Source organism: Legionella sp. (assembly GCF_049790535.1).
Classification (GTDB): domain Bacteria; phylum Pseudomonadota; class Gammaproteobacteria; order Legionellales; family Legionellaceae; genus Legionella.
On sequence record NZ_JBAQZB010000132.1, the window covers coordinates 1 to 12,772 of the forward strand.

A 12,772-nucleotide genomic window follows, 5' to 3' on the forward strand; every position below is an offset into this window, starting at 1 on the left:
GGGCAAAATGTCCCGAGCAAAAATATGTTTCAATGCAAATTCCATTACCCCAGACCAGGCATGTTGTTTCAGTGTTTCATCATCAATTTGTCCTAGATCAATCAGTTGAAAAGGTTTTAAAAAATAACGTTTAACTAGAAATGATGGGGCGTCAATCAAGTCACTAAGGTCTGTGGAGAAAGGGTATTTTCGTTTGCCATGATAAATGACTAACGGATAAATCAGAGGGATTTTTTTATCATTCCTCGTGTCATGTGTTTTTAAGTGGTGATCAATAATATTGCAGATGTATTTAAGCATTCGAAATGGCATTAATTGATCTGGTGTGGATTGATGTTCTAAGAGTAGATAAAGGTATGCTTCGTGGCCTTCTATCGCGGTTTTAAAAAGTACATCAACAGCAGATTCTTTGCGTACATCATTAATGTATGAACGGGGTTGAATTTCCAACTGCTCAAAATCAACAGCTTGGAGAAGTTCACCTGGTAACCAGGCCATTAAAAAATCACGAGCAACACGTTTGTCCGCCATGGCGGTACGAAAGAACTGATCATGGGCATTACTAATTTGATTATTATTGTCATTAGTCATAATTAGCTACTATTGGTGATTCATTGAATCGAGTTTAATTTTTAATTGCTTGCTATCTTACAACCCATCTATTTTAGCTAGTAACTCATTTATAGGGATTTTTTTTTCAATAAAGGGTTAGCCCATAAAAAAGAATGTCTTCATTTTTTGTTTAAAAAATTCATTTGTAATACCCTAAAATTGAATTTTAATCCATTAATAAAAATATTCCAAATTAAGTTAAAAAAATATTAAATAGTCAAATAAAATTACATAAATAAACCATGTCACAACACGCGACAGCAAAAACAGCGCGCTCAAAATAACAGAACAAATAAAAGTCTATACCCATAAAAATTAGAAAAAGAAGAGCTGACAAAATAAAAGAAGCACACCTTTCGCAACTGGTTGTATGGTAACTTCTCAATAACCCCGGTCAAGGTCATTTTCTAAAGGGTGAAAAGATCAAGAGAATATAAGAAATATCTCAGAGTCTTAAGCTAAAAAATTCGTTACACTTCCCCTCATGACGACAAAAGACTTTGAATTTGCTCCCAACATTATAGAGCCATCGGAACAATCACCGATGGTATCTACATTGCTATCGGTGATTGAAAAATTAACGGATCAATTATCCCAGCAAGCAGAAGCTCTATCTAAGCAATCCGAGCAGATTGACGAGCTGTTAACCGAGATTCGGCAGCTAAAAAAGCTCAGTAAAAAACCTAAACTACGAGCGAGTAGTCTGCCTAAAGACAAAGACGACAAGGATGATGAGCCTCCAGCTGATGGAACTAATAATTCAAAGCGACCTGGCTCATCAAAGCGCAGTAAAAATACGAACTTGAACATAGATAAAGAAGAGGTGATTGCCGTAGAGCATGTTCCTGCAGGTTCAGTCCGCAAAGGTTATCAGTCCTACATCATACAAGATTTAATGGTAAAGTCTGTTGTCACAAAATATCGATTAGAACGTTGGCAATTAGCCGATGGCAGCCCTATTACTGCGACATTACCTAAAGAGTTACAAGGTCATCATTTTGGCCCCACCTTAAGAGCTTATATATTGCATCAACACCATCATCAGTGTGTGACTCAGCCTTTATTGCACAAGCAACTATTGGAATGGGGTATTGATATATCAACAGGCCAATTGAATCGTCTTCTAACGGAACATAAAGAAGAGTTTCATCATGAAAAATCAGCTCTTCTCCCTGTTGGATCCATGCGGAGCGGGGAATTAAAGCATTAACGATGAGTAATGATATTCAAATAAAAGCCGTTGAATGGGCACGGAATGAGGTATGGGAGATTTATAAGGCGTTGCGAGACTATAAAAATAGTCCTAATGAAAAGGAAAAAATAAGAATTACTCAACGATTTGATGATCTATGTACAACAAAAACAGAGTATTACTCGCTTAATCAGGTATTAAAACGGTTATACAATAATAAGGATGAGTTATTACTGGTATTAGAGCGTCCTGATATACCGTTACATAATAATTTAAGTGAACGCGATATTCGTGAGTATGTTAAACGACGAAAAATTAGTGGCTCAACACGAAGCGATGAGGGTAGGCGATGCCGAGATACCTTTACTAGTCTTAAAAAAACAGCACTCAAAATGGGCGTTAGTTTCTGGGATTACCTTATTGATAGAACAACTAAAAAATATGATATTCCTAGTTTGGATCAGTTGGTCTTAGCCGCTCATAAATAATGATCTTTCCCAGGGTTATTGAGAAGTTACCCATTTAAAGGCAGTAGGTTTTGTAGAGCGCATCTCGACAGTCCATTAGTTGATCGCAGTTAAACTAAATTATAAACTATGATTCATTTTTGCAACGGAGCCATTAATACCGTCAATCTGTATCTGGCTCTGCTTTTTATGCTGGGTGGAATTTTTACGCAAATCACGGTTCGCCAGATCAAATACCTTAATAATATTGTGGAGCAAGACCATCGGTTTGTGAAAAAAATCACCAAACCCATGAAAGGATTCAAATCCTTTCGTTCAGCACAAGCAACTTTGGCCGGGATTGAGTTGCATCACATGCTTAGAAAAGGACAACATATGCAGTCGGCCAATCAAACTATTTTTGAACAGTTCTATGGACTTGCAGCATAAACTTGTCCAGAATTCCTGTGTTTTACGTCTGTAATAATTTATGCGACAAAACCAATATTTCATCTAATCAATCCAGCCGCCTTTAAACTCTTTCCATGCAAGAGATTCATCTATATGACTTATTTCGTTTATCTCTTCCTGAGTAGAACTCCAAAAACCGAATAATTTATTTTTTTTCTTCGAAGATTCTGAAGTATTGGTAGATTGATCTATCGTATTAAGTTTATTTTGAATTAGACTAATGAACATCTCATTAATTTTTAAAAAGATATAAATAAAACTCATAAATAATTTCCTTAAAAATAAACCATTATCATTTATTATAAACATTTTCTTTAAAATGACGCCAATTGAAACTGAGTATTACAATCCAAACTTTAGAAAAGTCATACAATTTTATCCTCCGAGCGACCTTCTATCGATACAATCATTAGCGGAGGTTTTAGATAAGTCACTATCTTCAACTTTATTTTCAATTATACGATACAAACCGTAACTAGAAAGTCCTGTGACAACACTAGTTCCCAATATAAATTTATTGGAAAAAGAAGGATCTTTTATTAGATTAATTAATGCAAAAGTTGCGAGGGAGCCTGCAATACCAATACCAAATAAAGATCCTGCTTTTAATACGAAACTGTAGTTTTTCATAGCTATCTGAGATACGTTTTCTTCAGCTACTAAGATATCTTTACGAGAACCCAATATTTTTGTAAGAAAATCATCAATCTGAATTGAAAATTCTTTATTTTTTGTTTCGGTAACTTTTCTAATACTTGCATAGTATACAGGTAGCCTGATTCCGACAGCATTAGCACGGTATGATGAATCAATTTCAATTTGTGTACCGGATTTAATTTGCTTACTAAACTCAGCTAATTTCTTTATATGATTCGAATTTAGCTCGCCATCATTTTCAATGATCGCAATGAATGTATTAACAAGCTTAGACAAATTATCAATTAAATAATTTCTAGGATGTCGATATCTTATAAAATCTCGTGTTTTACCAAGAAGATTATTTAATGAATCAGTATTTTTTATATTTCTATTAATTCCAATATTATTTTTTAAAGTTTCTATTTTCGCTAAAAGAGCTCTTTTAAGATCGTAGTCATTTAAATCAGTATTAACTTGTTCTGCCGATTTTATATTTCCATTTGATACTAAATAGGATTTTGATTGTAATTTTTCGTTCTGTTCTATGCATATTGCATATTTTGCTAAAGTTTGGAATTCATTTGATGAAACATTTTCAATATCCTTCTTAATAATCTCAGCAATATTGGTATTATTAGCTTGAATATTTAAATTTTTTATTAAATGAAATACATCATAAACTTGCTTGTCTATTTTGTATGTATTCTTATCTTGCCCCATAAAATAAACAAATTTTTCATTTACTTTAGTAACAGTAGAATATTTAAAAAATTTATTATAAATTCTTAATGCTGAAAATACTATATTTTCTATGGAGGATTCAGTTTCTTTCTCATAATTTTTCCGGTCCACGGCTGTTTTTACAACCATATCAAAAGTACCTAAGCTATACACGTTTTTTGCTATATAACCATAACCCATTCTAGCAGTTAATTTTTGAGGTTTTAAATTAAATAATGCAAATGCTTGTTCGGCAACAGAAGGATATCCCTTTTTTCCGTCTGCCGCTTCGCAGCTTAAAAATGATATAGTTGAACGAGACACATTGTGTTTTAATAAGTCTTGTTCTATCCATAAAGTGAGATCATCAAGAGCAATATTTTGTAGAGGATAATATTTTGCTACATCTGATTGAAGTGATTTACCACCTTTACTTGAGTGGCCAATAATTTCCACATTGATTTTTTGATTTACGTTAATTATTTCATCAATAGATTCAATAGATTGTAATAAAGGCATTCTATTTATTTCTAATCCTACACATATACTTTTAAATTTGATTTTTATAGTTCCTTCTTCATCCCTAACTATAATACAAATGTCACCAACTCTTACACGAGGTACATAACGTTCATGATTTGAAAAAACGACTATTATTCTCATTAGTTTTCCTCATATGCTCATGTATATTTATTTTACACATTAATAGAGTTAAAGAAAATCTATCGTGATCAGACACGAGGTTGGAATTTAAGGGGTAAGCGCTCAATAAACCACATCTATGCAAGCAAAAAATAATTTCAGATACTTGCTGACGTTGGCGTAGGTATTTAAATGAAAGCATCAGTAAAGACACATACCAAGGTTTATAGAAGAGACATTCTGAAGCCTGGAAAGTAAAGGTAACTGGTTAATTAACCCCTAAAAAAACATCCATTTTTTTACATAAAAGGGCACTTTTATTTACCAACTAGAATCAATTTGTTTTGCTAGTTCAATGTAGCGTTGGGTTAATTCATTTGAGAATTTCTTATTAACACAAGTCAACGTAAAATTATTCAGTCCATCAACCCAATTAATCTGATAATCGAATTCTTGACCTTTTTTCTCAGTGACTTCGATAAAAGTGTATTTTCCATTCACATCTTTTTGTGCTTTATTTTCTTCAATAGGGGTTTCGGGGAGCAAATTACCATTTTAGCCGGTCTATCGCTAACCATATGAATTAACCAGCATTTTCCCACACCCAAAAAAGTGAACTTTACCCTAAAAAAGCCTGTTTTTGCCCTAAAAATTATTCGCATAAGTGGACATATGTGAATAATACATTCCATTTTAGTTGTATTATGCGAAGCAAACAGCTATGCTAACTCCAGGGTTGATTATTCGCATAATACATACATTATGAATCACGATGACTTGCTCAATGAATTTAAAATGATGCTGGAAAAACAGGACATGTCTGATTCCTCAATTTCCAGCTATCTTCAAGGAATAAAAGTCTTCACCGCATGGCTTTTAGATTTTTATCAGCAAGATGTCAGTTTACTGGAAGCAACAACCCATGATCTGCGTGCCTACAGGGAACATGTCTCTAAAGTACTGAGACGAAAACCCGCCACTATTAACCACCATATTCAGGTATTAAAACGATTTTATGCCTGGGCTGCACAAACTCGAATTATTCCTGATACCCCTGCTTCTTCACTTCATTTTGTAAAGCGAGTAACAACCACAAAACCGCAAGCATTAAACAAAGACGAAATTCATGCTTTGTTGCGAGCCGCGGGGCTTTCCACGCATGGACTGGCTATAAGAAACTATGCCATTGTGCAGCTCATGTTACAAGCGGGTTTGAGAATAGGGGAAGTAAAAAACTTGCTTGTCAGGGATGTTGTTATTAGAGAGCGTTCTGGCTATGTTATTGTTGTTGATGGAAAAGGTAGAAAACACAGGGAGATTCCATTGAACTCAATTGCACGCAGGGCATTAACCAGCTATTTAGACACACGCGATGCCATTGAGCCAGATGATTTTGTCTTCGTTACCAAGCGTGGTGTTTCAGGAACAGTCAGGGCATTACAACTGTTGATTGGCGGCTTGGCCACGCGAGCCAATATAACTCGCATTAACGTCACAGCCCATACATTACGCCACACATTTGCCACTCAGTTTTTGCAAGCAAATCCTGGCTGTCTTGTTGAGCTATCAATGTTAATGGGGCATGAATCTATTGATACCACGGCCATTTACACGAAAGCATCAAAAGAAACATTGGCAGCACAGATTGAACGTTCAGGGATAAATGTCGATGCAAACTGATATTGAGATAACAGAAGACCAGCTAGCCATTGACTGGACCCTCACTTACAGTGATATTCAGTTTATCAAAACACATTCAACTCAAGGCATTAAATTTGCGGCTCTTCTTTGCCATTTAAGGGCCTATGGTCGTTTTGTTGGCAAAGACGATGCCCTTTCATTTACCGCATTAAGTTATCTTGCCAAGCAACTTGGAGAGCCTCTTTCATCTACCCCTGTGTTTGCCAATACCCCACACAGCTATATTCAGCGAGAAAAAATTCGTAATTATCTCGGATATGGGGAATTTACTGATGAAGAATCACTCAAATTAGAAGAATGGCTTGTGGATCTTTTGCGCAAAAACACGATGGATAAAAAACAGCTGGTTGATATGGCAATCAATCACTTGAAAACTTGTTGCATAGTGTTGCCATCACCCATTACCTTAGGCCGTCTGGTCAGTCATAAAGTTAATGAGGCGATTGAAGGCTTTCATCGTAGTATTGCGGAAAGCCTGGCATCCGATAAACGAAAACAACTGCTTAAGCTCATCTCACCTAAAAATAAAGAAGCCTATGCGCAACTGGCGGAGCTTCGAACATCACCCCAGAATGCTAATAGCGATGTGATGAACCTGTACCTTGATTATTTTGATGAAATTGAACAACTCGGTATTCTTGAATGCAACCTGTCAGCAATACACCCTGATGTCATTACTGAGCTGGCCAAGAAAGGGCGATATTACACCTCAACTCAACTCCGTGATATTTCTTCTAAATTGAAACAAGAAGCCATCATCATTTGCTTTTTGCAAGAAACAGCTAAAACGATTCTTGATTACCTGGTTGATGTATTCAAACGAATATTACTGGATATCAATCGACGCGCTAAAAATGAAGTATCTGCTGAGCGTGAAAAAGTATCGAAAAAGAACAGAGGGAAATTTAAACCAGCCAGTGATTTTATCAAACAAGCCTTCTCCCAAGCGGCTATTGAGAAATTATCCCTTGTGGAATTCGTGACCCAATTTAATGAAGTCACGATGCTTGAAACGGCCAGTGCTTGCGAAGCTATTGATCAACTGGAGGCATCTGGCGTCACCGACCATATCGTTAACCGTTTTTCTTATATCAAGCAATTTTCAAAGCGATTTTTAACACTAAAACTAAGCGCCAGGGTTGGATTAACCTCATTAATTGAAGCACTTGAAATAATTCGCAAACTCCACTGTGGCGAGATTAAAACCCTTCCTGATGTTTTACCAACAGACTTTCTGCCTAAAATGTGGGGAGATGTTTTGTACGATGACAATGGAAAAATTAAAGCGCATCACTGGGAAATGGGCTTTTACTTTGCCCTTAAGAAAGAAATTAGTTCTGGCGATATCTTTCTTTCAAAAAGCCGGAACAATCGCTATTTTTGGGACACCATTTATGGGGAGCTACCATGGGCAAAAGATCGAGAACAAGAGTACTTGAAGCTCGAGCTGCCAAGCGAATTTGATATCCTGATGAATGAATTGAAGGGTGAGTATCATCGGATTGCCACCCATGCCAGCACCAGTTTACCCACAAATGATTTTGTGACGATTAAAGATGGCAAGTTTCATTTCAGCAAAGACGATGCATTGGTTATATCGCCTGAAGTGGTGCGATTACGAAAGTTGATACAATCCAGGATGTCTGCAGTTAGAATTGAAAAACTTTTGGCGGAAGCGTTTCAAATGTCAGGCTGTATGGTTGGATTCACCCCTTTCTATGCACCAGATCGAACAATCAAATTTCCGCTGAAGCCAGTGCTTGCCGCTATCCTTGCGCATGCTACGAATATTGGATTGTTTGGCATGGGAACAAGTGCCGTTGGCATCAGCATTGATGCGTTAACGAATGCATCACATGTGTATTTGCGACCAGACACCATCAAAGAAGCCAACCGTCTTTTAATTAATCATTTTTTGACCTATCCCATCAGTGAAGAAATGACCGATGGATCTTATTCAACATCAGATGGACAACGCTTCGCCATCGAAAAAAAATGTTTTTTGTCATCCTTTTACCCCAGATATTATGGTTACTATGACAGAGCTATTTCTATCTATACACATATATCAAAAGGGGCTGTTTTTGGTACGCAAGTTATTTCAACTGGCGAAAGAGAAGCGTCTTTTGTATTAACCGGGTTGTTACAAAATGATACGTTATTAAATCCTGAATTTCACAGCACAGACACCCATGGATTTACTGAGCATTTGTTTGCCTTGCTTAGTTTGCTAGGGTTTCCTTTCCACCCAAGACTCAAAGATATTGCAGATCAAAATATTTATAAAATTGATAAAGCGGCGAGCTATGGGGATTTGGATGAAATTTTCAGTGGCACGGTGGACATTGATCTGATCCGCGAATACTGGGATCAAATTGTCCGCATTGTCGCTTCATTAAAAAATGGACTGGCTCCGGCGCATGTAATCATCCAGAAATTAGCTAATCGAACAGACAATGTTTCCAAGGCAATCCGTGCCCTTGGTCGCATTATCAAAAGCATTTATATCCTGCGTTATATTACAGATGAAAATCTTCGTCATACCGTCCATTTGCATCTTAATCACGGCGAATCAAGGCATCAGTTAGCAAAAAAATTATTCTTCCTCAATAGAGGTGCTTTTAAAACCAGTGATTATGAGGAAATCATGAACAAGGCCAGCTGCCTAAGTCTGGTATCAAATGCCGTTTTAGTGTGGAACACGCACCATTTTCAAAAAATTGTTGACGAGCTTCGAGCTGAAGGGCACGACATTCCCAGTGAGCATTTACAAAAAATATCCGCTTTGATGTTTAAGCATCTGCAAATTTATGGAACCTATCATTTTGAGGATATTTAATGGGATTCAACAGATGAAAATGGGTTCTTGTGTTCAAATTATTGTCTTTATTTTTCTCTTACGTTGGTATTTCCCATCATGAAATGCGTATGGGGCAACAAGAGATTTCTTCGAACGATTGAAGTATTTCTGATATTTCTACGCCTTGGGCTGACCTCATTTGGAGGGCCAATAGCACATCTCAGTTATTTCCGACAGGAATTTGTTGAGAGACGTAAGTGGTTGAGTGAACATGCTTATGTTGATCTTGTTGCACTATGTCAATTACTTCCGGGACCTGCAAGTAGTCAGGTCGGAATTGCAATTGGGTTATCACGAGCAGGCTATCTAGGTGCTATAGTTGCATGGCTGGGTTTTACACTACCATCCGCAATCATTCTTGTGTTTTTTGCTTTTGGATTAACGGAGGTTGGCAGTTCAATTTATTCAGGATGGTTGCATGGCCTTAAAATCGTAGCAGTCGCAGTAGTTGCACAAGCAGTATGGAGTATGACCAAAGCACTTTGTCCAGATCTTGCTCGAATAACGTTTGCAATAGTGGGCGCATTAATTGCTTCAATATTTCCTAATACATTGGGTCAAGTTGCAGTGATTTTTGGTGGAGGATTAATCGGATGGCTCTTGTTAAAAAATGAGGCAGTCTTGCCTCATGCAGATTTCCCAATAACGGTTGGTAAATTGTCTGGAATAATTGCTCTAGTATTGTTTTTTTCGTTGTTTATCTTATTACCGGCTCTAACAAAGATTTATCACAATAATTTTATCTATTTATCTGAAGGTTTTTTTCGTGCAGGTTCGTTGGTTTTTGGTGGAGGGCATGTCGTCCTTCCCCTTTTGCAATCAGTCGTGGTGCCTGTCGGCTTAGTCACAAACGATATGTTTCTCGCAGGATACGGCGCAGCACAGGCCATGCCTGGTCCTTTGTTTTCTTTTGCTGCCTATCTTGGCGCTATTTCAAAATTACAACCCAATGGACTATTAGGAGCATCAATATGCCTCATAGCTATTTATTTACCATCGTTCTTATTGATTATTGGAATATTGCCATTTTGGGAAAAATTTCGACGTTATCAAGCAATGAAGCAAGCGATGCAAGGGATAAATGCCGTAGTCGTAGGTTTACTATTAGCGGCTTTGTATAATCCGGTTTGGACGAATGCAATATATAATATTGTTGATTTTAGCGTTGCATTATGGGCATTCTTACTACTTAATTTTTGGAAGTGGCCAGCTTGGTTTGTGGTGTTAATTGGTGCTTGTATCGGACGAATCATCAGCGTTTAAATAAAATTGAACCATGAAGTGACATAAATATACTTTATCCGCGGTTTATCATTTCTAGAAAAATAGGCGCAATTCGCGAGTAGTAAGAAGAGGGTTAATTATTCGCATAATATGCCACCGGCTAAAATGGTAATTTGCTTCCCGAAACCCCTATCTGGTATTGAGCTACACCACATGCTCAGGAAAGGATGGCATATCCACTCTAATAATCAAACTATTTTTGAGCAGTTTTATGGACTGGCAGCATAAACTCATCCACAAAAAACTCCTCTTGAGGTTGGAATAAATTTTGCGACAAAATCTTCATCAATGGATTTCATTTTTCCGGGTGCAGCTTTTCACTCGTCGTTCACGAGCTGCTTTTAATCGCATCAGTTGCTGTTCATGATGTTATTAAAATAAATAGATATTTTTTACTGTATTTAAATTAGCGAAGTTATCTTATAAACAAACATTTGGATAGGAATTCCATCTTCAACTGTGATAATATTAAGAGTTAGGCAAAAGATATCTCACCATATAGATAGCATCTAATTTTTTTAAATTGAAGTTAATGATAAATTTTTTTTATAATTTCGATATATTTTATAGATGCTTATGTATATATAAAACTATTTATAATAAAGTAGGAAGTTAAAATGAAGTCATTGTTAGAAAAATTAAGCGGAGAATGGGAAGACTATTCTGATGGAGGTAAAAAAAAGTTTTTAGATAATCTTTTGAAAGAATATTCAAATGTAAGCTATTATCTTCTATTTAATGTCCCTCAAAATATGTCTTCAGAAGATATTAAAACAGTAAATACCAGTTTTAAGAAACTTGCTCTAATCCTTCATCCTGACAAACTAAATGACAAAATTTATATGCAATCAGCACAGGAATTATTTAAGCTTTTAAATAATGCTCATGCTACATTGACTGATAATACTAAAGAACAAACTTATAGGTTGAAAGTTGGAGTGGAAACAAAGAAACCAACCAGCCAGCCAGACGTATCATCTAGAGGGTCTCACCAGTGGTCAAATAATGGACCATCATTCCATAGGAACAATTTATATACTACCTTTAGCACATACACATTTTCTACCTCAGCAGGATCATCAAAAAGATATGATCGTGATATTCAAGTAGGTGAAACAATTTCTGCTCAAAACGAAGATATCTTTATTAATGGTAATGTCTATGGTGACGTAAAAAATATGAGTGGTGACATCACTATTACTGGCAATGTATTTGGCAAGGTTAACAATATGAATGGTGCTAATATTATCAAAAGTAATGTTGAACGCGATGGTAATGTCAGCAATATGAATGGTGCTAATATTATCAAAGGTAATGTTGAGCGCGATGGTAATGTCAGCAATATGTATGGAGATAATGAAATTAAAGGTAAGGTAAGTGGAAACGTAACCAAGAATAAATCATCTGGCGGAGCATTTTTCTCTAATGTAAATGTAAAGAATTTTCATACTAACGGAACAACCTACTTTTCTTTTAATTGATTTTCCCGCGATTAGTTGTTTAGATATTCACTCAGATACTCTTCCCTCATAATAGGGGAAGACAATTTTTGGGCGTAGATTGATAAATGCTGAAATATAATAAAGGCTTTTTTTAGGCAGATTATTAATATGAGACAGTTTTTCTAAGTATACCGCTACAACTTTTCCCCGTTTTAGCCTTGATAGGTAATTTTATAAAGATAGACATTCAAATTTTAAACAAGGACACAGTTTCCCGTGCAATTTAATTGGAAAAATTTCTGTTATTAAATGCAGCTCGACATTATGCAGAATTAGCCGTGATGGCAAAAAATGGTGGACGAGGATTCCCAACACCTGACGGCTACATTGCTGCAATCGCTGCCTCACGAAAATTTACTGTGGCGTCACGTGATGCTACTCCATACAAAGCGGCAGGCGTTCCTATCATTAATCCGCGGGAAGGATAAAGATCAAATCTTGTGAATTGTTCCATATTAATAGCTGTCCTGAAAGTTTGTGATAAAAAGGGTACTATCTATTACAAAACTTATCCGATCTTCTCCCTACCCCACCCAGCTTGATTCGCTTCTTGCGTTGCCTCATAGTGTTGCAGCATGTCGTTAAACTGCTCCTTATGATACCGGTATTCGAACAGTACCTCCCCTGGTAACCCCCCCATTTTTAACTGAAGTTAAAAGTAGAGTATTAGGCAACTAGTGCCAATTTTTGCCTTGGAGTAATC

The 12,772-nt window shown here is 36.4% G+C and carries 11 protein-coding genes and 1 pseudogene; 8 read left to right on the forward strand and 4 right to left on the reverse strand.

Annotated features, from left to right (window positions below; genetic code table 11):
• Positions 1-591, reverse strand: a 591-nt coding sequence (locus WA877_RS08765; protein ID WP_425170539.1) for an Rpn family recombination-promoting nuclease/putative transposase, incomplete at its 3' end; no start/stop codon positions are given.
• Positions 592-1,096: 505 nt separating this feature from the next.
• Between WA877_RS08765 and WA877_RS08770 the strand changes: the two genes are divergently transcribed.
• The 3 genes and pseudogenes from WA877_RS08770 to WA877_RS08780 form a co-directional block, all read left to right on the forward strand.
• Positions 1,097-1,822, forward strand: coding sequence for a hypothetical protein (locus tag WA877_RS08770; RefSeq protein ID WP_425170540.1), 726 nt, complete (start codon positions 1,097-1,099; stop codon positions 1,820-1,822).
• Between the two features lie 2 nt (positions 1,823-1,824).
• Complete coding sequence (locus WA877_RS08775; RefSeq protein WP_425170541.1) at positions 1,825-2,292, forward strand: IS66 family transposase; 468 nt, start codon at positions 1,825-1,827, stop codon at positions 2,290-2,292.
• Positions 2,293-2,424: 132 nt separating this feature from the next.
• Positions 2,425-2,700 (forward strand): annotated as a pseudogene (locus tag WA877_RS08780) (DDE-type integrase/transposase/recombinase); the annotation flags it as partial.
• A 63-nt stretch (positions 2,701-2,763) separates the two neighbouring features.
• Here WA877_RS08780 and WA877_RS08785 read toward each other — a convergent pair.
• From WA877_RS08785 to WA877_RS08795, 3 genes are all read right to left on the reverse strand, one after another.
• Positions 2,764-2,985, reverse strand: coding sequence for a hypothetical protein (locus WA877_RS08785; protein WP_425170542.1), 222 nt, complete (start codon positions 2,983-2,985; stop codon positions 2,764-2,766).
• 111 nt (positions 2,986-3,096) lie between these two features.
• Positions 3,097-4,743 (reverse strand): hypothetical protein, encoded by a 1,647-nt coding sequence (locus WA877_RS08790; protein WP_425170543.1) that lies wholly within the window; start codon positions 4,741-4,743, stop codon positions 3,097-3,099.
• Positions 4,744-5,043: 300 nt separating this feature from the next.
• Positions 5,044-5,268, reverse strand: coding sequence for a hypothetical protein (locus WA877_RS08795; RefSeq protein ID WP_425170544.1), 225 nt, complete (start codon positions 5,266-5,268; stop codon positions 5,044-5,046).
• Between the two features lie 216 nt (positions 5,269-5,484).
• Between WA877_RS08795 and WA877_RS08800 the strand changes: the two genes are divergently transcribed.
• The 5 genes from WA877_RS08800 (at position 5,485) to WA877_RS08820 (ending at position 12,497) form a co-directional block, all read left to right on the forward strand.
• Positions 5,485-6,402 carry a tyrosine-type recombinase/integrase gene (locus WA877_RS08800; protein WP_425170545.1) on the forward strand — a complete coding sequence of 306 codons (918 nt, stop codon included), beginning with the start codon at positions 5,485-5,487 and terminating at the stop codon, positions 6,400-6,402.
• Positions 6,392-9,262, forward strand: a complete 2,871-nt coding sequence (locus tag WA877_RS08805; RefSeq protein WP_425170546.1) for a Tn3 family transposase — start codon at positions 6,392-6,394, stop codon at positions 9,260-9,262. The genes WA877_RS08800 and WA877_RS08805 overlap by 11 nt, the downstream gene beginning before the upstream one ends.
• Before the next feature lie 78 nt (positions 9,263-9,340).
• Complete coding sequence (chrA, locus tag WA877_RS08810) at positions 9,341-10,546, forward strand: chromate efflux transporter (RefSeq protein ID WP_425170547.1); 1,206 nt, start codon at positions 9,341-9,343, stop codon at positions 10,544-10,546.
• 638 nt (positions 10,547-11,184) lie between these two features.
• A complete protein-coding gene (locus WA877_RS08815; protein ID WP_425170548.1) occupies positions 11,185-12,048 on the forward strand; it encodes a J domain-containing protein in 864 nt (287 codons plus the stop codon).
• Positions 12,049-12,296: 248 nt separating this feature from the next.
• Complete coding sequence (locus WA877_RS08820; RefSeq protein WP_425170549.1) at positions 12,297-12,497, forward strand: hypothetical protein; 201 nt, start codon at positions 12,297-12,299, stop codon at positions 12,495-12,497.
• Positions 12,498-12,772: the final 275 nt, after the last annotated feature.